Here is a 19,825-nt window from a genome sequence, read left to right as displayed (position 1 = left end):
CTGTCCGTGCGGCGCGAGTTGGCATAAATTGGCGCGAAGTGGCGGGCGTGCCCTGTGCTGGCACACCAGATGCCGCCACGCGAGTTTTGTCCCGCCTATCACATTCAGATCACGCCAATGCCGCGGCAAAAGAGGTATCCGAGTTATTTCTCTAAGGATGCGGAACGGTTTAATCGGTAAAATGAACTTGATTCAAATTGCATAAAAAGCCGTTGTACCGATCCGTTTCGACTCGCGCAAAGACGGACCTGGTGGCGGCCACACAAAAACACAGACTGCGAAACTTTTTACGGTACATTTGCTGTCCCTCAAGTGGACGGGCCCATGCACACTGAATGTGCATGGGCCCCTTGCACCTGTCGGGCCGCACTCCACAGCACCCTTCAAGACGGGGATTCTCACGCAGTATGGCCAACGAAACACACTCACCTGACTCCATCGCAGTCGCCGAGCGCGTGCGCGAGTTGATGAGCCGTCACGGAATCGGCAAGCGCCAGCAAACCACGGAGCTATGCCGGATTCTCGATCTGAGTTTTTCCCAGGGGCACCGCAAGCTGCGCGGCAACAGTCCCTGGACCTTGTCGCAGATCAAGAAAGTCGCCGAGGTGTACGGCGAACCGGCCGCGCAACTGTTCGGCGCGCAATCGCTCGATCCGGGCATGGTCGGCGCGATCGCCCAGGAAGCCATCTTCAGCATCGGCGCGATCGAACTGGCGTGCACCGCCTGGGTGGGCGCCGCGCTCGAAGCGGGCAGCCGGCCGGAATTCGTCGCCTATTCGCGGCTCGGCCAATGGCGCGTAGCGCGGCACGACGGCACGCTGTATCAAAGCGCGTACGAAGTCCACAAGATCGAGATCTATCCGCGCCGCGCCGAAACCGACAAACCGGCCATCGCGGTGGTCGACGACGATCAGGCCAGCGCCGACAACCTGCGCGACTATCTGGAGCGTAGCGGCTTCACGGCGGTTGCGATCTACGGACTCGCGGCCTTCACCGAGCAACTGCAAACGCAGGTGTTCGACGGCGTGGTGATCGACTGGCTGTTCGGCTCGCAGACTTCGGCGGCGGCGATTCGCGCGATACGCGCGTCGGAAAATCCGGACGCGCCGATCTTCGTGCTGACCGGCGAGCTGCTGACCGGCAAGGCCAGCGAATCGGAGATCAGCCAGGTGATCCGCAATTACGACGTCGCGTGCTACGAAAAGCCCGCGCGCATGGCGATCCTGGTCGCCGATCTCTCCAAGCGGCTTAATCGTCCGTAACCGCCCGTAGCGCCGAACGCGCCGCCAGCGGGCTGAAGGTGCGTGCTCAGGTTGAGCCCATCTCTACTTCGCGCGCCGGCAGCGCCGCTTTACACCGTATGCCGCGACGCCAACGCACGCTGCAAGGCGTTGCGCAGATCTTCGTAATGTACCGGCTTTAATAACGCTTCGAAGAACGGCTGCGCGCCGGCTTCTCTCTCTGTTTCGTCTCCGGCTTTTCCTGTTGCTTCCGGCTCCGGCGCATACGCGCTGACCACGATCACCGGCACGCCCGACGACGGCCCGTTCCTCCCGGCGAAGTCCGCCAGAAACGTGTAGCCGTCGCGCTCCGGCATATGCAGATCGAGCAGCACCACGTCGCAGCGGCGCGCGTCGAGCCAGGCGAGCGCGGCGTCGGCATTGCCGACCGCGTGCGCGTCGAACTCCATATGCGCGACCATTTCGCTGAGCGATTCGCGGATCAGCCGATTGTCGTCGACGATCAGCACGCAGGGGCGCGCGCCGCCCGGCTCGGTGTGCGCCGGCACGCCCGGCGGCCCGGCCACGGCCACCGCCGCGACCGGAATCGTCACGGTGAAGGTGGTGCCCTCGCCGACCGTGCTCGCCACGTCGACGGTGCCGCCGAACAGTTTTACCAGCCCCTGCACGATGGTCAGCCCCATGCCCGCCCCTTCGAAGCGGCGCGTGCGCGAGCCGTCCAGTTGCGTGAACTCCTGGAAGATCAGCGGAATCTGCGCATGCGGCACGCCCGGCCCGGTATCGCTGACAACGAAAATCAGCACCGCCGGGCGCCGCTTCAATTGCACCCGCACGGTGCCGCTCTCGGTATAGCGGATCGCGTTGGTGACCAGGTTGTTGACGATCTGGCGGATCCGGTGCGGATCGGAATCGACCAGACCGCTCATGCCGCTCACCTCGCTTTCGAGCCGCAGGCCGCGCGCCTCGGCCGACATGGCATGCTCGTCGATAATCGACGCCAGCAGCTCGCGCGGCTCGAAATGCTCATGACGCAATTCGAGCTTGCCGGCGCCCAGGCGCGCGTAGTCGGTGAGGTCTTTCATCTGCGCTTCGAGATGCCGTCCCGCGGTTTCGAGCCGCTGGATCACCTTGCGGTCGGCCTCGGAGTGATAGTTGAAGCCCAGCAGTTCGATCGAGGAAACGATCGCATGCAACGGCGTGCGCAGTTCGTGGCTGATCATGCCGAGGAACGCGTCTTTGGCGAGACTCGCCTCGCGCGCCGCGCGGCTCGCCTGGTGTTCGGCCTCGAGCGCCGCATGCTGCTGATGCATCAGACGCGTGCGGCGCCGGCCGTTGAGCACCAGCAACAGCGTCGCGGCCGCCGACAGCAACAGCAGCAACATCCCACCGGCGAACAGCATGCGGCGTTTGTCGATGAAATCGCGGTTCATCGCTTCGCGATCGGCGACGTCGGCGAAGCGGCGGCTCAGCGCGAGATCGTTGACCTCGTTCCAATGCTCGCGCAATTCGGCGACGATCTGATTGGCTTGAGTGCGGTCTGTCTGCAACGCCTCGACTTCAGGCTGAAAGTCGGCGAGCACATGGTCGAGCGATCTGATTTCGTCGAGCTGGCGTTGCAGCAGCGTCAGTTGCGTGGTCAGGCGGCGCGTCGAACCGGCCATCACGTGCAGCTTCGATTGCAGCAACTCATAGCGCAGCACCAGCCGCTGATAGTCGTCGTCGACACCCGATTGATACAGCAGCAACTGATTCTCGAAACGCGCGTAAGCGATTTGCAGTTGCGCGGCGTCCCAGTAGAAACCGTCGTACGTGCCGGTCAATTGCTCGGTGGTGCGCGGGTTCAGCAGGTTCGCATACAGCAGGTAGCCGATCGCGCCGGCCGGCGCCGCGAGCGCGGTTAGCCAGATCAGCACGTAAAGAACACGGCGCCACGGACGGCGCACTATTTGACGATGAGTGCCTTGATCTGCCATACGAATTTCGAATCGCCCGAGGCGCCCGTGAGTTCATCGGGAAACGCATCGCGCGGATAGATGAGAAACAGCGGCCCGAAGTCGCTGATCTTCAGGCGCCGGCCGTTCATGCTGTATGCAACGACCACGCCGTAGCGATCGCAGTCGGACACCGGCACGCTGTAGGTGTAGTCGTCGAGCGTATGGATCTCGACCTCGCTGCCGGTCGCGCCGACCGTCTTCAGAATATCCGCCAGCAACGGTCCTGTGAAGGTGGAGCGCGGCGTCCATGTGGTGGCGGTGGTGATCGAGTGGACCGGCAGCGCGAGCAGTTGCGCCTCCGTGAAGTGATACACGCGGTGCGCAGCATCGGTAGTCTTGCCGATCTTGCCCGTCACGTCGAGCGTTAAAGGTGCCAATGGCGCGGATGGCGCCGACGCCGGTTGCGCATGCGCGCCGAACCCGGCCAGCGCGAACATCAGGCCACTCGCCCAACGCGCACCGATGTGCGCGCTGCTACGCGTGTTTCTATGGACGGCAGTTCTACCCTGCGCCGTTGCGATCGCCTTGGTCATCTGTTTTTCTATTCCGTTATCTGTTTCTTGCGGGCGGCGCTCTGCGGCGCCACGCCGGTGACGCGCGTCACCCCGACGCGCGATCGTTGAACCGCATGCATAATATCGCCAAAATTCTCTGTCTCAAAAACGAGGCCCCGCCGCTGCGCTCGACGCCGGACGCCGCATCGCCTCGGAGACACTCGTCCCATATGCGCTCGACAGCGCCCCCAAAGAGTCATGAACAAGCCGGTTTTGCCCTTGACGTACGAACAGCTCGATCACTGGATCGAGTCGTTGCAACCCGCGTTGCTGGCGGAGCGTTTTACGCTCGCGATCGGCATTCTGCGCGGCGGGGCGCCGCTTGCGTTGATGGTGTCGCATGCGGTCGGCACGCCGGTGGCGTTTTTGCGCTATGACCGGCAGTCGCGCACGGTGGCCTGGGATTCGACGCTGCCGATCCCGCCCGCGGGTTCGCGCGTGCTGTTATGCGAGGACATCGCGGGACGCGGTTTCACGCTGACGGACTGCATCGCGTTTCTGCAGCAACATGGGCTCGACGTCAAAACGCTGACCGGCGCGGTGGACGACCTGAGCCGCGCGCAACCCGACTACGCGATCGACGCGCGCGGCTACTTCGCGCTGTTTCCGTGGGAGCGCCAGGCGTACACCGAGCGTTATCGCGACGACTGGGCGCGCGTCGAAGCCGGCGCCGCACCTGCAATGGCGGAAGACCACGAATACGCGACGTACGCGATCGACCTCGACGGCATTCTGCTGCCCGACGTGCCGCTCGCCCGCTACGATGAAGACCTGGCCGCCGCGCTTGAAGAACGCGACGCGCTGCTGCCGTTCGACGAGCTGCCGGATATCGATCTGCAACGCGTTCGCACGATCATCACCGGCCGGCCGGAACTGGACCGCGCGCGCACCGAGGTGTGGTTGAAGCGGCACGGTTTCGGGCATCTGCAACTGGTCATGCGCACGCCCGGCACGCACGACGAAAGTCCCGCCGGCGCCGCCGCTCATAAGGCGGCCGCCGCATTGCGCGGCGGCGTCACGCATTTTGTCGAGAGCGACCCGGTGCAGGCATTGTTGATCGCGCAACAAGCGCCGTTGCTGCGCGTGATCTGGTGGGACGCACAGACGCAAACCGGCATGCTGGTCGGTGCGCGCGCGTGGCACTGAACTAGCTGTCTCGCGCTTCCTTGCCGTCGCGCAAGTGCAGATGCCGCGCGGCCCGCCGCGAGGCGACCATGATCAGCTTCATCGTCGCGCGTGTCGCGCCGACGAACAGCTTGCGCGCGATCCGCTCGTCGAATGTATCGAAGTCGACCTCGGTGAAAATCACGCACGGCGCCGCCTGCCCCTTGAAGCGATAGATCGACTCGAACAGCACGTCGCCTTCGCGATACTCCGGGTTGCCGAACAGATCGTATTTGCCGGTGAAACTGCGCAGCCGGTGCGGGCCGAGATGATCCAGCGCGCTCATCGCCGATCCTTCGCGGCCGCGAAACGACAGCACCACGATGTCCTGCTTGCGAAAGCCGAGCGACAACGCCTGCGTGATCGCGCGCTTGGTGGCGTCGATGCTGCCTTCGGCGGCGTTCGCTTCGTCGTAGACCGATAGCGAGATATCGGAGCCGTCGAACGGACTGCCCGACGCGAGCGCCGCCGCGACCGGCACCGAGCCGCCGACCACGTCGCGCACATAGTCGAGAATGTCGCGCGGGCTGCGGTAGTTGGTGGTTTCCTTCAGCGTGGTCCAGCCGGGCAGCGCCACCGGTTCACGCATGTACAGATTCTGCAGCGGATCTTCGAGCCACCACCACGCGGCGCCGGGACGCAGCAGGCGTTCGAGCGCGGCGACCCACGGTTGCTGGAAGTCCTGACCTTCGTCGACAATCAGCACGTCGAATTGCCAGCGCGCGTCGATCGGCGTGTCAGCGAACGTCGTTTCGAGCTGATTGAAGACGTCGCCGGCCTGGAAGTCCGGCTCGCGGCCCGCGTCGCGCGCAATCCAGTCGCACAGCTGGTGATAGTTCGCCACCTTCGCCTCGGGCGGCGCGACCCGCACGATGTGGTCCGCCAGCGGCCGGTTGAAGCACACGTACAAAGGCCGCTGCCCGCGCGCCACCGCGTCTTTCATGACCTGCACCGCGAGTTGCGTCTTGCCGGAGCCGGCCGTGCCGATCACCCGCAGGCGGAACGGCGCGAATTCGAGCCGCCGCGCCCAGGTGGCGAGACCGCCCGCGAGGCGCGTGACGAGCGTGCCGGCCTGGCCGACCAGCGCGCTCGCGTCGGGCGTGAGCGCGAGTTCGTCGGCGAGAAAATGGTGGATTTTCGGCGCGCAGGCAAGGCGTGCTTCGTCCACCGGCAACGCCTCGCGAATCACCGCCGCGAGCCGGTCCTTCCGCGTCGCGTCGACGATACGCGCGGGATTCACGCCGGCAATCGACGCGTCTTTGACGACATGATCCGGGCAGTACAGCAGTTCCTCGACGAAATAGGTGCCCGCGCCGAACGCCGCGGTCAGACGCCGGTGCAATCCCTCGACGGTGTGCGCGAGCGCGATCGCCACATTGCGCTCGGTCTGCAGATGCACCTTGACGAGCCCTTTCGACGTCTCGCGCAGAAACCCCGTTTTCTGTTCGACGATCATCACGCGCCCAGCGGGACTGACGATCACGAAGTCGGCCTCGCCGAACACCGAAAAATTCTGGTTCAGGCGCGTCCAGTGCACGCCGTGATAAACGGTGTAGTCATCGGACAGCGCTGTTTCCAGCAGCGCGAGGGTTTCGCGTTCGCGGGCCGCCGCGCCGGTGGCGGCGAGGCTCTTCCAGTCGTCGGGGACAATGCGGGCCATCCGGTGCCTCGTCGTATTCGGGAGCGGCCATTGTACGCAACGCGTGGGAATTGCCGAACGGCTTCACCCGCGTTCCGCAAAGGCGCGCGCATCGTGTATCGTTACCGGCTGAACGCCGCGCAGCCGGCGCGGCTTGCCAACTTTGCCAAGAAAAGGATTGACCGGATGATTACGATCTGGGGACGCACCAACTCGGTCAACGTCCAGAAGGTGTTGTGGTGTTGCGATGAACTGGTGCTGCCGTACGAGCGCATCGACGCGGGTCTGCAATTCGGCCGCAACAACGAGGCCGACTATCTCGCGATGAACCCGACCGGCAAGATTCCGACGCTGGTCGACGACGACTTCGTGCTGTGGGAATCGAACGCGATCCTGCGTTATCTGGTGCTGCAATACGGTGAAGCGAGCCTGCTGTATCCGGCCGAGCCGAAGGTCCGCGCGAGTGTCGACCGTTGGCTGGACTGGTCGCTGTCCACGCTGCAGCCCGCTGAGCGTCCGGTGTTCTGGGCGCTCGTGCGCACGCCGGCGGCCGAGCGCGACAACGCCAAACTCGCTACCGATTTCGCCGCGGTCACCGCGCTGTGGCGCACGCTGGACAACCATCTGCAGGCGCGCTTTTTCCTCGAAGGCGAGAAGTTCACGCTGGCCGATATCGTGATCGGCGCGTACGCGAAACGCTGGTTCGGGCTCGACGGCGTGGAGCGCCCGGCGCTGCCGAATCTGGAGCGCTGGTATTCGCGTCTTGCGACGCGCACGGGTTTCAAGAAGTACATTGATTTTCCGCTGACCTGAGCCGCGGCTGAGCTGCTGGCCGCTGCTTGACGACGAAGAGCCGGCCGACGTTGGCCGGCTCGCATCGCATGAGCACGACGCCGGGCGTGTCGCGAGCACCCAGCACGGCGCGGCGCGCTGACCTTTATAATCGACGTATGAAGACCGCCAAGCCCGCCGCGCTCGCCGCCAAAGCCCCCTCCGCCGCTACTGCGCATGCCCATGAGCCGGGGCACACGCACGGCGCTTCGCAGGAAGCCGCGCTGACGCTCGCAGACGAATATTGCCGCGAACGCGGCGAAAAACTCACGCCGATTCGCCGCAAAGTGCTTGAATTGCTGCTGAATTCCGGCCGCGCCACCAAGGCCTATTCGTTGCTCGACGACATGCGCCAGATCCATCCGGGCTCGGCGCCGCCCACGGTGTACCGGGCGCTGGATTTCCTGCTGACCGCCGGGCTCGTGCATCGAATCGAATCGATCAACGCCTTCACGGTGTGCCACGATCTGACGCAGTGCCAGCACGGCATACTCGTGGTTTGCCAGCAGTGCGGCAACGTGACCGAACTGCACCAGCCGAAGCTGCGTCAGGCCCTCGTCGCGCAGATCGAGGACGCGGGCTACCGCCTCGCCAGCGATGAAATCGAATTGAAGGGATTGTGTTCCGCGTGCCAGGCGGCGGAAGCGGAAGCCGCGGCGAGTTCAGCGGCGGCTGTCGCCGCTAAATAGCACGCCCTTCCGATTCGCAAGGACTCCACGGCCGTCACGGCCTGGAGGCACCGAAACGGCGCCGAAACGCCAACCGTCGATCAACCCGCCATGAACCTGTTTAGCCCGCCGCGCGCGCGTCGATCGCGTCGTGCAGCAGCGTCACGAGATCGTCGGGTAAAGCGGGTTTGGTCATGAAATGCTGGAAACCCTCGCCGATGCTGCGCAAGCGGTAGGCTTCGTCGGTATGACCCGTGAGCGCCACCGCCACCGCAGGCGCGTGATCGCCGCGAATCTCGTGATCGCGCAGCCGCTGGATCAGGTAGAAACCGTCCATGGCCGGCAAATCGAGGTCGCAGACCACGGCATCCGGCAACAGCCGCAAGGCCGCTTCGACGCCCTCTTCCGCATCCGCAACGGCGCAGACCTGCGCGCCTTCCGCCTCGAGTAACAAGGTCAACGACTCCCGGCTGTCCGGGTCGTCTTCGACGAGCACGATCGTGGCCTGATCGAGTCTCAATGCTCCGTTCATTTTCTGTTGTTGCTCTAAAAAACCGGTTAGGCCGTCAGATGTGGCCAATGTATCGTTCTGCTGCGTGCCGCCGATTTGCGCGGCTGCGGTGTCGCTGTTCATGGTTCCGACTCGATTTCGCGCGCCGAGTTTCACGCGGATCGACGATTGAAACATCGCGACCCCGCCAACTCGCGCGCACAGTAACGCGCCAAAATTGCACGCCAATGAAAAACCGGCTTTCGGCGCCGCTATTCCGGCAACCCGATGCCGACACTTCCGATCCGCCACCGCAACGCGTGCCAGTTCCATCAGCACGGCGTTCCCGGCACGGCGTCCGTTCCGCCATTCCTGTTCTTCTGCGGCGCCCCGCGCGCTTCCCGGCGCACGCGGCGTTCACTTTCACACGAGTGGTAGCACGTAGCGTGCCGCGACGGACCTGGGGGCTCACCCCGCAACGCACACAACCCACACAACACCTCACTCCGTTTTCTGCGGACCGATCCCTCGCACCAGCAGCGCGACCGCATGCCGCGCGATCTCCTCGCCGCCGATCTTGCTGCGCACAGGATCGTTGCGCCACATCTTCGACGCGGCCAGCGGCAGAATCGTCAATCCCAGCAACGTGACGAACACGAGCGCAGGCTCCAGTTCCGCGTTCAGACGCCCCTCCTCCTGCCAGCGCGCGATCGCCGCCAGAGAAGCCTTCTGGTGCGTGTTGCCGAAGCGCTCCTGCATGCGCTGACGCAGCAGGCCGCCGTCGCTGATCACTTCGCGCACCCACAGCGACGGGAACCACGGATGATCGGTCGCCACCTGCACGATCCGCCGCGCGAGTTGCGTGATCGCGGCGACCGGATCGTCGGGGTTTTCCTGAAACGGCACGCCGAGACCCACGCGCAACGGCGCGAAGCGTTCGTCGATGAGCACGTCGAGCAGTTGATCGCGGGTCTTGAAGTAGTAATGCATCATGGCCGGCGTGAAGCCCGCCTCGCGGGCAATTTCCCCGAGCGTGGTATCGACGATGCCCTGCCGCGCGAACAGCACGAGCGCCGCGTCGAGCAGGCGGCTGCGCTGCTCCGGGCCGCGCGCGGTGCCTGACGGACGGCCTGGGCGCCGCGCGGGCTGCGGCGCCCCCTTCGCTTCCTGCTTATCTGACGGAATCCTTGCCATTGCATTCAATTTGACGGCTGCTATGATGTCTCCTATATTAATCTCTAAGTTAATTAATTTCAATACAGCCCCATGGAACAACCCACTACCCTTCAATCCGCGGACCTGACGCCCAGCCCGGCGCCGGCGGGCACGCGAGCGGCCGATCATCCGCCGATCCGCCTGCTGTTTCCGGCACTGCTGCTGGTGATGCTGCTCGCGGCGCTCGATCAGACGATCGTCTCGACCGCGCTGCCGACCATCGTCGGCGAACTCGGCGGCCTCAACAATCTGTCGTGGGTGGTGACCGCCTACCTGCTCAGCTCGACCATCGTCGTGCCGTTGTACGGCAAATTCGGCGACCTGTTCGGCCGCAAGATCGTGCTGCAGACGGCGATCGTGGTGTTTCTGGTCGGCTCCGCGTTATGCGGCGTGGCGCAGAACATGACCCAACTGATCGTGTTGCGCGCGCTGCAGGGACTCGGCGGCGGCGGTCTGCTGGTCGTGACGATGGCCGCGATCGGCGACGTGATTCCGCCGGCCGAACGCGGCCGCTTTCAGGGCGTATTCGGCGGGGTGTTCGGTCTGGCGACGGTGATCGGACCGCTGCTCGGCGGCTTTCTCGTCGAGCACCTGTCGTGGCGCTGGATTTTCTACATCAACCTGCCGCTCGGCATCATCTCGCTCGCCGTGATCGGCGCGGTCTTCAAGCCGCATGTGCGTCACGTGAAGCACACCATCGACTACATGGGTGCCGCGTTTCTCGCCGGTGCGCTCACCTGCATCATTCTGTTCACGAGTCAGGGCGGCACGATTCTGCCGTGGTCGTCGCCGCAATTGTGGTTCACGCTGGGCATCGGGCTGGTGTCGATCTGGGGCTTCATTCACGAAGAGCGCACCGCGGTCGAGCCGATCATGCCGCTCGAACTGTTCAAACAACGCACGTTTTTGCTGAGTAGCCTGATCGGCTTCGTCATCGGCGTCTCGCTGTTCGGTTCGGTAACGTTCCTGCCGCTCTATCTGCAGGTGGTCAAAAGCTCGACGCCCACGCAAGCCGGCATGCAGATGCTGCCGATGATGGGCGGCCTGTTCGTGATGTCGATGGTGACCGGCCGCATCATCAGCAAGATCGGCAAGTACCGCATCTTCCCGATCATGGGCACTCTCCTCGCAGCCGTCGCGATGACGTTGCTCGCCCGCCTGCAGATCGACACGCCGATTCATGTGATGTATATCGACATGGGCATTCTCGGCTGCGGTCTCGGCATGGTGATGCAGGTGCTGATTCTCGCCGTGCAAAACACGGTCGAGTTCAAACACATGGGCGTGGCCACATCGGGCGCGACGTTGTTCCGCTCGATCGGCGGCTCGATCGGGGTCGCCGCGTTCGGCGCGGTATTCTCGAACGGCCTCGCCGCGCGCCTCGAAAAATTGATGCCGCCCGACACCGAATTGCCGCACGCACTCGGACCCGCCGTGATCCATCAATTGCCCACCGCATTGCGCGAAGATTATCTGCAGGCGTTCGCCGGCGCGTTGCATACGGTGTATCTGTCGGCTGCGTGCGTGGTGGTGCTGGCCTTCGCGTTGGCGTGGTTGCTGAAGGATCATCCGTTGCGCAAGCACTGATCTTCTGCGCGCTCCTAAAATGAAAAAACTACGCGCCCGTTCGTCCTGCCAACATGCACGGTATTTCGTCGTACCTACAAATGTTCGCTAACGCACACAGGATAGGTGCGAACGTCGATTGACGTGCCATTTAAAACGCCACATATTGCGAGCAGCGGCAGCGCAAGCGCGAGTTTGCGGCCCTAGACTCTCCGGCGCATGTGGATCGTGATTTCCGCGGATCTGGCTGCCGCTTCAATACGATCCGGAGCATGCCGTAACGGCATCGTTTTCCTCAGGTGGGTCCTCAGCATGGCCACCCAGACCGTCACCGGCCACAGTTTTCCGACACCGTGCAAACGCTGCGGCGGCGCACTGTACCGGCAAGTCGACTATTGCCCGTATTGCGGCGCGGTGCATCCGCTCGAAGGCGGTCCGCACAAGCGCGCCGTGATTCCCGGCAGCCGCGCGAGCGCAATGAATAAGGTGGTGCAGAAAAACGGTTTCGATCCGGCCGCATCGGCTGAACCGGATCTTGCCGCGCACAGCGCGAGCGCGAGCGGATCGCTGCCCGGCGAAGCCGCGATGCACACCCCGGCGATCGTGGCCACGCATCCGCCGGCGCCGCCGCTGACCGATTTGCCCGAGTCGAAGCGCAGCGCCGCGCTGCCCAATCGCCGAACCACTTTACTCATCGTCGGCGTGCTTGTCGTCATCGGCCTGGTGGCTGGCGCGTATGCACTATTCGGCGACAATCGCGATTCGCAAAACGGCGGCAACGATCAAAGCGCCGACGCAACGCAGGACGCCAGAACCACAACCGGCACGATCGCGCCTTATACGCCGCAACCGGCCAAACCGGCCCAACCGAGCGCCGCGAACACGCCCGCCGCACCAGGCGCCAACGTCCGATCCACCCAGATCTTTCCGACCGCACCGGCTGCGCAGCCGCTCGCCGCGGCGCCCGTCAAACCGGCGCCGCAGTTCCGCGACGCCACGCAAGCCGTGCAGGCGGCGCGCCTCGCCTTCCGCGCCAACGACCTGTCGACGGCACAAGCCGCGCTCGGCGCCGCGCAAACGCTGCAGCCGGGCAACGCCGACGCCCAGGATCTCGCGACCGAATTGCGCCCGCTGACCGCGCGCCGCGATGCCGCCTTGCAGGCAGCGCAAACCTGCGTCGCTCAACAGTCCTGGCCTTGCGCGCGTCAGCATGCCAACGAGGCGCTCACCATCGACACCGGCAACGACACGGCGAAGATCATCCTGGAGCGCGTGATTCGGGAGACCGGCTGGGCGCCGCTGAATTCGCACGCTGCGGCCGCTACCCAGTAACGAATCGTTGGGATACCGAAAGACACGGTGGACTTCACTGCCACCCTTCACTGCCAGGCAGTCGCTGGATCGCGCCGCTCTGAGCGGCAACAGACGGACGCGACCCGCGCGATGCAGCGATCATGCCAGGGCAAACCGGCTCAATGGTGCTTCACGCGCGCCGACGCGGGAAGCGGGACGAACCTGACCGATAGGTAGAGAGACCATGCTGAAGAGATTTCTGGCGGGATGGCTGGGGCTGGCGCTGCTGGTCATGTCTTCGCTGGTTTGCGCGGAGCCCACGCACTACAAGATCGTCACCGGCCCGGAGCGCGGCACGTATATCCAGATCGGCCAGGATCTGTCGAAATGGGTGGCGCAGCCGGCGGGCATCGACCTGGAAGTGATGGCGTCGAAGGGTTCGGCCGAGAACGTGCAGCGCATGCGCTTCGAGTCCGGCGTGAAGCTCGCGCTGGTGCAGTCCGACGTGTATCAGGCGTACCTCGACATGGCCAACGCGGGCAATGCCGACGCCGGCACCGCGATCCGGCCGCTGCGCCTCATCATGCCGCTCTACGACGAAGAAATTAACGTCGTGGTGCGGGCGGATTCGCCGATGAAAACCTTCGCCGACATCAAGGACAAAACCATCAGCGTCGGCCTGCTCGGCAGCGGCACCGCGCAATCGGCCACCACGCTCTATCACCTGATGTTCGGCCAGCCGATTCCCGAGCAGAACATCCAGCACCTGAGCAACGAAGACGCGCTGGCCGCGCTGATCGTCAAGAAAGTGGATGTGGCGATCATCGTGGTCGGACAGCCGGCGAAACTGTTCAACGACATGAATCCCGAGTTGCTGAACCAGCTGCGCCTGCTGCGCGCCGATCCCGCCGCGCCGGAAACCGCGCGCGCCAAACAGACCTATTTCCCCGCGACGATCCGCGCCAGCAGCTACCCGAACTGGATTAAAGAAGACACGCCCACGCTGACCGTCAAGGCGTTTCTCGTCACCTACGACTACGGGCTGCGCGATACCGTCGTCAATCTGAACCGCTTCGCCGATTCGCTGTGCGCGAACTTCGACAATCTGCAGGAGCACGGGCATCCCAAGTGGAAGCAGGTGAAGCTCGAACTGCCCACCCTCGTGCGCGGATGGAAATACTACGCGCCGGTCGAGAAGCATTTGCGCGCGTGTCTCACCAACAAGAGCGCGGCGATGAACGCGGCGGCGACGCAGGCCGTGCAGAAACCGCGCTCTGCCTGCACGGATCAGGAGCGCCTGCTTCTGCTGTGCAAGTAGCTGGCTGGACGAAGCGAAACGCAACAACGCGAAACGCAGCGCAGCGGCACGGCGCGCACGCGAATCAGGCGTGCGCCTGCTGCCGCGACATGGCCGTTGCTTCCATCGCCCGTTGCAGCACTTCGTAGACCTTCGGACGATTGCACTGTGACACGTTAAAGCGCAAAAACCCGGCCGCCGATTGGGAAGCGCTGAACACATTGCCCGGCGCGAACACCACCCCCGCCTCCAGCGCATGACGCGCGATATCGGCCGCGTCGAGCGCATCGGGCAGACGCGCCCACGCAAACATGCCGGCCCGTGGCCGCGTCCAGATATCGAGGCCCGCGTAGCCGAGCCGCCGGATCGTCTCGCCCATCGCATCGGCGAGCTTCGCGCGCATCGACTCCAGATGACGCCGGTACGTTCCGTCCACCAGCAACCGGTGCACGACGCTCGCGTTGAGTTGGCCATTCCCGAACGAGGTAGCCAGCTTCAGATCGATCAACGATTCCACCCATTCGGGGCGCGCGGCGATGTAGCCGCAACGCGCCGCCGCGGACAGCGTCTTCGAAAAACTGCCGATCGACACCACCCGCGCGAGCCCGTCGAACGCGGCAAGCCGCGGCGCGGCTTCGTCTTCGAAATCGGCGAAGATGTCGTCCTCGACGATCAGCAGATCGTGTTCGCCCGCCAGCTTCAGCACCCGGTGCGCGACGGCCGGCGCCAGCGTCGCGCCGGTCGGATTGTGGATCGCCGAATTGGTCACATAGAGCCGCGGGCGATGCTCGATCAGCGCCCGCTCGAACGCCGCCAGATCGGGACCGGACGGCGTATAAGGCACGCCGACGATCCGCGCACGGTGCGCGCGCAACAATGCCTGGAAGTTGAAGTAGCACGGGTCGTCGATCAGCACGGTGTCGCCCGGTTCGAGCAGGAACCGGCACACCAGATCGAGCGAGTGCGTGCCGCTGTCGGTCAGTACGATCTGCTCCGGCGGCGCGTCGACGCCATGCTGCGCGAGCCGCCACGCCAGTTGCTGACGCAGCGCCGGCAGGCCGTACGGACTGGCGTATTCGGCCAGCGGCGCCTGCGGATCGCGCGCCACGGCCCGCAACGCGCGGCGCACGCCGTCTTCCGGCAACCAGGACGGCGGCATCCAGCCGCAACCCGGCTTCAGTACCTTCGCACCCGCTTGCAACGACTGACGCGTGAGCCACAGCGGATCGACCTCGCGATCGAGACGCGGCCCGAGATCGGCGAGCGCGAGCGGCGGCGCGTGACCCGACACGAAAAACCCCGAGCCGCGCCGCGCGACGATCGCGCCTTCCGCGACCAGCCGGTCGTAGGCCTCCACCACCGTCGACTTCGACACGCCGAGCGTTTCCGTCATCGCGCGGATCGACGGCACGCGCGCGCCCGGCATCAGCGAGCGGCTCGCAATACGCTCGCGCAGACTGTCCATCACCGTGCCGACACGCGTGCCCGAGGCCGCACGGTTACTCTCGCTTTCCGCCATCTGTACTGCTCCACAGTAAGTACAGTTTGTACGAATTGTACTGATGCGTAGCTTACCCTTTACGGCGCAAAAGCGGATGCTATGTCCTTCATTCGCCTTTGCACGGACACTTTCGATGGACAAGACAACCAACGGCTGGCTAAGCGGCATGATCGGCGTGCTGATCTTCAGCGGCTCGCTGCCGGCCACCCGCATCGCCGTGCAAGGTCTCGACCCGGTGTTCCTGACCGTTGCCCGCGCGACCATTGCGGGTACGCTCGGTCTGCTGTTATTGCTGGTGTTCCGCCAGTCCCGCCCCGCACGTCGCGATCTGATTCCGCTGGTGGTCGTCGCGCTCGGCGTGGTGGTCGGCTTTCCGTTGCTGACGGCGCTCGCGCTGCGTCACGTGAACGCGGCGCATGCAGTGGTGTTCGTCGGCCTGCTGCCGCTCGCTACCGCGATCTTCGGCGTGCTGCGCGGCGGCGAGCGTCCGCAGCCGGCGTTCTGGGTCTTCTCCGCGCTCGGTAGCAGCGCGGTGGTGGCATTCGCGTTGCGTCACGGCATCGACGCGTCGCCGGTCGGCGATGCGCTGATGCTGGCCGCGATCATCGTCTGCGGGCTAGGCTATGCCGAAGGCGCGCGCCTGTCGCGCCACCTCGGCGGCTGGCAGGTGATTTCCTGGGCGCTGGTGCTGTCGTTGCCGCTGATGCTGCCGCTCGCGTGGTGGACGCGGCCCGCGTCGTTCGACGGCGTCAGTCACGCCGCGCTGTGGGGCCTCGCGTATGTGTCGCTGTTCAGCATGCTGATCGGTTTCGTGTTCTGGTATCGCGGCCTCGCGCTCGGCGGCATTGCCGGCGTCGGTCAGCTGCAACTGCTGCAGCCGTTCTTCGGCCTGCTGCTGGCCGGCTTGCTGTTGCATGAAGAGGTCCCGCTCGCGATGATCCTCGTCACCGTCGTGGTGGTGGCCTGCGTGGCGGGCGCCCGGCGCTTCGCGCGAGCTGCGCCGGCGCGGCCCGCGGTCTGACGGGAGCCCCCGCGAATCGACGCAATGCGATGCCGGTGGCCGGTCGACTATGTCATCATTCCGGCGACCGACCCACCACCGCCTTGCGCCGCAACCACGATGCCGACCGCTTTTACCCAAACCGTCGAAGCCCGCTTTGCCGAACTCACGCCGACCTCCAAACGCGTCGCCAGTTATATGCTGGCCAATCTCGACCGGCTCGGCCTCGAAACCGCCGATCAGATCGCCCAGCAAGCCGGCACCAGCGGCATTTCGGTGGGGCGCTTTCTGCGCAGCATCGGCTATCAGAACCTCGACGATCTGAAACGCGAACTGCGCGGCGCGCAGGAGCGTCCGTGGCTGATCACCGACCGGCTCGACGCGTTCCGCCGCGGCGCCGGCCAGCACGACGAAGCCGCGCCGCACACGAGTAGTCCTGCAACGCCGAACCCGGCGCTCGCCCATTCGCTCGAACTCGAAGTCGGCGCGATCCAGCATGTCTACCAGCTCGCGCAATCACCCGCCTTCGCGCGGGTCGCCGATCGCATCGCAACCGCTGACGCCGTCTACATTCTCGGCATTCAATCCACGCGCGGTATCAGCAACGCGTTCTATAGCTACCTCGAATATCTGCGCCCGCGCGTGTTCTATTCCGACGGCATGTCGGGCTCGTATGTCGATTCGCTGAACTCGGATTTCAAATCGCCGTATCTGATCGTCACCGACACGCGCGCCTATTCGAAGGTCGCGCGCCGCTATTGCGAAGCGGCCACGCGACGCGGTTTGCCGTTCGCGCTGGTCACCGATATTTATTGTCCGTGGGCGCGCGAATTCGACGGCGACCTGCTGCAGGTGAAAACCGATGTCGGTCAATTCTGGGATTCGCTCGCGCCGCTCACGTGCCTGTTCAATCTGCTGATTTCGGCGATCGTCGAACGGCTCGGGCCGGGTATCGACGAGCGCGTAGCCCGTAACCGCGAACTGCAAAGCGAATTCGACCAGTTCGATCTTTGACGTGTTCGGCGTATTCGCGGGTATTCGCGGGTATTCGCGGGTATTCGCGCGTGTTGCGGTCAATCAACCGACCCGACCGGATCGACCGGTCCGTTGCAAACCGGGTATCCTCTGCGGCTCGTTCCGAAGGAGGATTCATGAAATTGTCGCTTTGCCTCGTCGCCGCGTTGACGCTGTCCGCCGGCGCGTACGCTCAAACCTCGCAAACTTTCCGCTTCGGCGAAGGCCAGAGCTCGTTGCCGGCCGGTAACGACCATAGCGCCGCCGCGCAATCCAGGACCAGCCCGAAGCACAAGACTCAACATCAGAAGCGTCATCGTGGCCATGTGAAACAGCCGGACACGTACTCGCATAACTGACGGTTATCGCCACACGTATAGCGGCCATACGCGATGGCGATTTTTGACTCGCTTCAAATCCGCGCGTGCGGCGGGCATAGTCAAACGTATTACATTCCAACGGCCACGACAGGAACTCGTATGAGCACCACCCGCCCCGCGCCCTCCACGCCTGCCGCATCGGATGCGACCGCGCCGCCGAATGCACCATTGAACGCACCGCTGATTCGCGACGCCACCGAAGCCGATCTGCCCGCGATTCAGGCGATCTACGCGCACCATGTACTGACCGGCGTCGCCTCGTTCGAAGAAACGCCGCCTTCCGTCGACGATCTGCGCACGCGGCTCGCGTCGGTGCGCAGTCACGGGCTGCCGTATATGGTTGCCGAGATTGACGGCGAGGTCGCCGGCTATTGCTACGCGACGCCTTACCGGCCGCGCGCCGCATATCGCAACACGATCGAAGATTCGATCTATGTGAACGACGCGTATCGCGGCCGAGGCCTCGGTCGCATCCTGCTCGAAGCGCTGATCGAGCGCTGCGAAACCGGGCCATGGCGTCAGATGGTCGCCGTGATCGCCGACGGCGGCAGCGGCGGCTCGTTGTCGCTGCATACGCAGTTGGGATTCGAATTGACCGGCACATTGAAGGCGGTCGGCTTCAAGCATGGCCGCTGGCTCGATACCACGCTGATGCAGCGCAAGCTCGGCGTGGGCGATTCGACGGCGCCGGACGACGTCGCGTAGGGGCAGCTGAAGCGCTCGCGTCGCCTTGTCACTGGACGCATGGAATCGCTGCGCCTAATTTCGAGGTGACTCGCGGCGCCAACGAGAAGCAGCGCGCGCGAGGGTCGATTTCCGCTTCAAAGGAATCGACGTGACCTCGACATTCAGGAGCGCGCCGTGCCCCATCTCCCTTTTTTATGCCAGCATCCGATGCGCTCGACGCCCAGCGTCGACGCACGTCGTTCACGCTTCGCGGCGGCTCTCGTGTTTTTGCTGCTGATGTGCCTGCTGGCTGCGGCGGGAAGCAGCGTCGCGTCCACGGTAACGGACTTCGACGGCGCGGTCGCTCGTGGATTGCCGGTCGGGTTACGCGGCGAGCTGCCGGCTCAGAGCGCCGCGCGTACCGATGCGACGCGCGGCGCCGCAATCATGCATGTCGACACGCGCATGCCGGTCAAGCTGATTTATTCGGACGATGGCGAGGCCGCGCTGTACCGCGGCAAGGTCGACGGCTATCCGGCGATCTTTACCCGCTACGCGGACCGCCTGGATATTTTTGTCAACGCGGCGCCCCACTCCGACGCGTACACCATCAGCTACGCCACCCCAAAACCCCACCCCGAGATACGCGTTCTCACGCAGCCGGCCACGAGCGAAACCGTTCGCGACATCGTGCTTGCACCGATTGAAACCACACCGGAATCGACTACCGGCGACCGTCCGAAGGCGAGGAGCGGCATTCGCGACACCCTTGAATGGTATTTCGTCATCTTCGTTCACGACGACGCCAAAAACGTCGCGCTCAACGATCACCTGAGCTGGTGGATTGGGCTCATTGAAGCCTTGCTGCCTGCTGGGCGCACCATGACCGTCGATATTCGCCGCAACCTTCCCGGCATCACCGACTTTGCCTATGCGGGCGACGACCCCAGCAGGAAACTCCTCGAGTGGCTGGCACTCGTGCGCGCCCAGATCCCGCAGGAGATCGACGTCGATAGCAAATTCCTCCTCTTCACGCACAATCTGATAAGCAGCAGCACGGCAGGAATAGCCCTGCAGGGCGGCGACTACGGCATTGCAAGTGCTAGCAGCCGTCAAACTCTCGCCCACGAATTCGGCCACATGCTGAGCGCAACCCATGAAAACGCCGAAGTCCGATACAACGGCTGGTGGTGCGAAACGATCATGCTCGCGGCGCCGGTCGATTTACGATCCAATTGCTATGACTACTCCGACGCCAATGAAAAACTGATTCGATCCTACCTGGAATGACCGTCGCCACAAAAACGCGACG

The 19,825-nt window shown here is 64.4% G+C and carries 18 protein-coding genes; 12 read left to right on the top strand and 6 right to left on the bottom strand.

Going from position 1 to position 19,825, the window contains the following annotated elements:
* The first annotated feature begins 407 nt into the window (after positions 1–407).
* Positions 408–1,262 (top strand): helix-turn-helix domain-containing protein, encoded by an 855-nt coding sequence (locus HWY05_RS30935; RefSeq protein WP_035556595.1) that lies wholly within the window; start codon positions 408–410, stop codon positions 1,260–1,262.
* An 89-nt stretch (positions 1,263–1,351) separates the two neighbouring features.
* Here HWY05_RS30935 and HWY05_RS30930 read toward each other — a convergent pair whose 3' ends face one another.
* A complete protein-coding gene (locus HWY05_RS30930; RefSeq protein WP_176060711.1) occupies positions 1,352–3,214 on the bottom strand; it encodes an ATP-binding protein in 1,863 nt (620 codons plus the stop codon).
* Positions 3,184–3,672, bottom strand: a complete 489-nt coding sequence (locus tag HWY05_RS30925; protein ID WP_244146746.1) for a molybdopterin-dependent oxidoreductase — start codon at positions 3,670–3,672, stop codon at positions 3,184–3,186. Before HWY05_RS30925 ends, HWY05_RS30930 begins: the two co-directional genes overlap by 31 nt.
* A gap of 315 nt (positions 3,673–3,987) precedes the next feature.
* Between HWY05_RS30925 and HWY05_RS30920 the strand changes: the two genes are divergently transcribed.
* Positions 3,988–4,935: a phosphoribosyltransferase gene (locus HWY05_RS30920; RefSeq protein ID WP_176060710.1), complete on the top strand. Its 948-nt coding sequence runs from the start codon at positions 3,988–3,990 to the stop codon at positions 4,933–4,935.
* Position 4,936: 1 nt separating this feature from the next.
* On the opposite strand, the gene HWY05_RS30915 is transcribed toward HWY05_RS30920, so the two are convergent.
* The gene (locus tag HWY05_RS30915) at positions 4,937–6,613 is read right to left on the bottom strand and encodes an ATP-binding domain-containing protein (protein WP_176060709.1); all 1,677 of its coding nucleotides are present in this window, start codon (positions 6,611–6,613) and stop codon (positions 4,937–4,939) included.
* A 165-nt stretch (positions 6,614–6,778) separates the two neighbouring features.
* On the opposite strand from HWY05_RS30915, the gene HWY05_RS30910 reads away from it, so the two are divergent.
* Together HWY05_RS30910 and HWY05_RS30905 are read left to right on the top strand one after the other, a co-directional pair.
* The gene (locus HWY05_RS30910; protein ID WP_035563049.1) at positions 6,779–7,405 is read left to right on the top strand and encodes a glutathione S-transferase family protein; all 627 of its coding nucleotides are present in this window, start codon (positions 6,779–6,781) and stop codon (positions 7,403–7,405) included.
* Between the two features lie 137 nt (positions 7,406–7,542).
* Positions 7,543–8,112: a Fur family transcriptional regulator gene (locus tag HWY05_RS30905; protein WP_176060708.1), complete on the top strand. Its 570-nt coding sequence runs from the start codon at positions 7,543–7,545 to the stop codon at positions 8,110–8,112.
* A 100-nt stretch (positions 8,113–8,212) separates the two neighbouring features.
* Here the strand turns inward: HWY05_RS30905 and HWY05_RS30900 are convergent, their stop codons facing one another.
* Positions 8,213–8,725: a response regulator gene (locus HWY05_RS30900; protein WP_035563046.1), complete on the bottom strand. Its 513-nt coding sequence runs from the start codon at positions 8,723–8,725 to the stop codon at positions 8,213–8,215.
* Between the two features lie 357 nt (positions 8,726–9,082).
* On the bottom strand, positions 9,083–9,775 hold the full coding sequence (locus HWY05_RS30895) for a TetR/AcrR family transcriptional regulator (RefSeq protein ID WP_051980747.1): 693 nt from the start codon (positions 9,773–9,775) through the stop codon (positions 9,083–9,085).
* 72 nt (positions 9,776–9,847) lie between these two features.
* Here HWY05_RS30895 and HWY05_RS30890 point away from each other — a divergent pair, with 72 nt between their 5' ends.
* The 3 genes from HWY05_RS30890 (at position 9,848) to HWY05_RS30880 (ending at position 13,973) form a co-directional block, all read left to right on the top strand.
* On the top strand, positions 9,848–11,383 hold the full coding sequence (locus tag HWY05_RS30890) for an MDR family MFS transporter (RefSeq protein ID WP_035556583.1): 1,536 nt from the start codon (positions 9,848–9,850) through the stop codon (positions 11,381–11,383).
* Positions 11,384–11,674: 291 nt separating this feature from the next.
* Positions 11,675–12,694, top strand: coding sequence for a hypothetical protein (locus tag HWY05_RS30885; RefSeq protein WP_176060707.1), 1,020 nt, complete (start codon positions 11,675–11,677; stop codon positions 12,692–12,694).
* 205 nt (positions 12,695–12,899) lie between these two features.
* Positions 12,900–13,973 (top strand): TAXI family TRAP transporter solute-binding subunit, encoded by a 1,074-nt coding sequence (locus tag HWY05_RS30880; RefSeq protein WP_176060706.1) that lies wholly within the window; start codon positions 12,900–12,902, stop codon positions 13,971–13,973.
* A 64-nt stretch (positions 13,974–14,037) separates the two neighbouring features.
* On the opposite strand, the gene HWY05_RS30875 is transcribed toward HWY05_RS30880, so the two are convergent.
* The gene (locus HWY05_RS30875; RefSeq protein WP_176060705.1) at positions 14,038–15,471 is read right to left on the bottom strand and encodes a PLP-dependent aminotransferase family protein; all 1,434 of its coding nucleotides are present in this window, start codon (positions 15,469–15,471) and stop codon (positions 14,038–14,040) included.
* A 115-nt stretch (positions 15,472–15,586) separates the two neighbouring features.
* Here HWY05_RS30875 and HWY05_RS30870 point away from each other — a divergent pair, with 115 nt between their 5' ends.
* The 5 genes from HWY05_RS30870 (at position 15,587) to HWY05_RS30850 (ending at position 19,803) form a co-directional block, all read left to right on the top strand.
* Complete coding sequence (locus HWY05_RS30870; protein ID WP_176060704.1) at positions 15,587–16,474, top strand: DMT family transporter; 888 nt, start codon at positions 15,587–15,589, stop codon at positions 16,472–16,474.
* 99 nt (positions 16,475–16,573) lie between these two features.
* Positions 16,574–17,467: a MurR/RpiR family transcriptional regulator gene (locus tag HWY05_RS30865; protein ID WP_176060703.1), complete on the top strand. Its 894-nt coding sequence runs from the start codon at positions 16,574–16,576 to the stop codon at positions 17,465–17,467.
* Positions 17,468–17,604: 137 nt separating this feature from the next.
* A complete protein-coding gene (locus HWY05_RS30860; RefSeq protein ID WP_176060702.1) occupies positions 17,605–17,826 on the top strand; it encodes a hypothetical protein in 222 nt (73 codons plus the stop codon).
* A 120-nt stretch (positions 17,827–17,946) separates the two neighbouring features.
* The gene (locus tag HWY05_RS30855; protein WP_176060701.1) at positions 17,947–18,552 is read left to right on the top strand and encodes a GNAT family N-acetyltransferase; all 606 of its coding nucleotides are present in this window, start codon (positions 17,947–17,949) and stop codon (positions 18,550–18,552) included.
* A gap of 156 nt (positions 18,553–18,708) precedes the next feature.
* Entirely contained in the window at positions 18,709–19,803 is a 1,095-nt protein-coding gene (locus HWY05_RS30850) for a hypothetical protein (protein WP_176060700.1), read from the top strand.
* The last annotated feature ends 22 nt before the right edge of the window (positions 19,804–19,825 follow it).

It is taken from the genome of Paraburkholderia sp. BCC1876 (assembly GCF_902833695.1).
Classification (GTDB): Bacteria; Pseudomonadota; Gammaproteobacteria; order Burkholderiales; family Burkholderiaceae; genus Paraburkholderia.
Note: the sequence above shows the minus strand (reverse complement) of the source record. Positions and strands in the feature narration are given on the sequence as shown.

What these genes read in the sequence shown, in the direction of transcription:
- HWY05_RS30915 (WP_176060709.1), bottom strand. Translation starts at nt 6,613, where the DNA reads ATGGCCCGCATTGTCCCCGACGACTGGAAGAGCCTCGCCGCCACCGGC.
- HWY05_RS30930 (WP_176060711.1), bottom strand. Translation starts at nt 3,214, where the DNA reads ATGGCAGATCAAGGCACTCATCGTCAAATAGTGCGCCGTCCGTGGCGC.
- HWY05_RS30910 (WP_035563049.1), top strand. Translation starts at nt 6,779, where the DNA reads ATGATTACGATCTGGGGACGCACCAACTCGGTCAACGTCCAGAAGGTG.
- HWY05_RS30860 (WP_176060702.1), top strand. Translation starts at nt 17,605, where the DNA reads ATGAAATTGTCGCTTTGCCTCGTCGCCGCGTTGACGCTGTCCGCCGGC.
- HWY05_RS30890 (WP_035556583.1), top strand. Translation starts at nt 9,848, where the DNA reads ATGGAACAACCCACTACCCTTCAATCCGCGGACCTGACGCCCAGCCCG.
- HWY05_RS30900 (WP_035563046.1), bottom strand. Translation starts at nt 8,725, where the DNA reads ATGAACAGCGACACCGCAGCCGCGCAAATCGGCGGCACGCAGCAGAAC.
- HWY05_RS30880 (WP_176060706.1), top strand. Translation starts at nt 12,900, where the DNA reads ATGCTGAAGAGATTTCTGGCGGGATGGCTGGGGCTGGCGCTGCTGGTC.
- HWY05_RS30870 (WP_176060704.1), top strand. Translation starts at nt 15,587, where the DNA reads ATGGACAAGACAACCAACGGCTGGCTAAGCGGCATGATCGGCGTGCTG.
- HWY05_RS30895 (WP_051980747.1), bottom strand. Translation starts at nt 9,775, where the DNA reads ATGGCAAGGATTCCGTCAGATAAGCAGGAAGCGAAGGGGGCGCCGCAG.
- HWY05_RS30875 (WP_176060705.1), bottom strand. Translation starts at nt 15,471, where the DNA reads ATGGCGGAAAGCGAGAGTAACCGTGCGGCCTCGGGCACGCGTGTCGGC.
- HWY05_RS30920 (WP_176060710.1), top strand. Translation starts at nt 3,988, where the DNA reads ATGAACAAGCCGGTTTTGCCCTTGACGTACGAACAGCTCGATCACTGG.
- HWY05_RS30865 (WP_176060703.1), top strand. Translation starts at nt 16,574, where the DNA reads ATGCCGACCGCTTTTACCCAAACCGTCGAAGCCCGCTTTGCCGAACTC.
- HWY05_RS30935 (WP_035556595.1), top strand. Translation starts at nt 408, where the DNA reads ATGGCCAACGAAACACACTCACCTGACTCCATCGCAGTCGCCGAGCGC.
- HWY05_RS30905 (WP_176060708.1), top strand. Translation starts at nt 7,543, where the DNA reads ATGAAGACCGCCAAGCCCGCCGCGCTCGCCGCCAAAGCCCCCTCCGCC.
- HWY05_RS30885 (WP_176060707.1), top strand. Translation starts at nt 11,675, where the DNA reads ATGGCCACCCAGACCGTCACCGGCCACAGTTTTCCGACACCGTGCAAA.
- HWY05_RS30855 (WP_176060701.1), top strand. Translation starts at nt 17,947, where the DNA reads ATGAGCACCACCCGCCCCGCGCCCTCCACGCCTGCCGCATCGGATGCG.
- HWY05_RS30925 (WP_244146746.1), bottom strand. Translation starts at nt 3,672, where the DNA reads ATGTTCGCGCTGGCCGGGTTCGGCGCGCATGCGCAACCGGCGTCGGCG.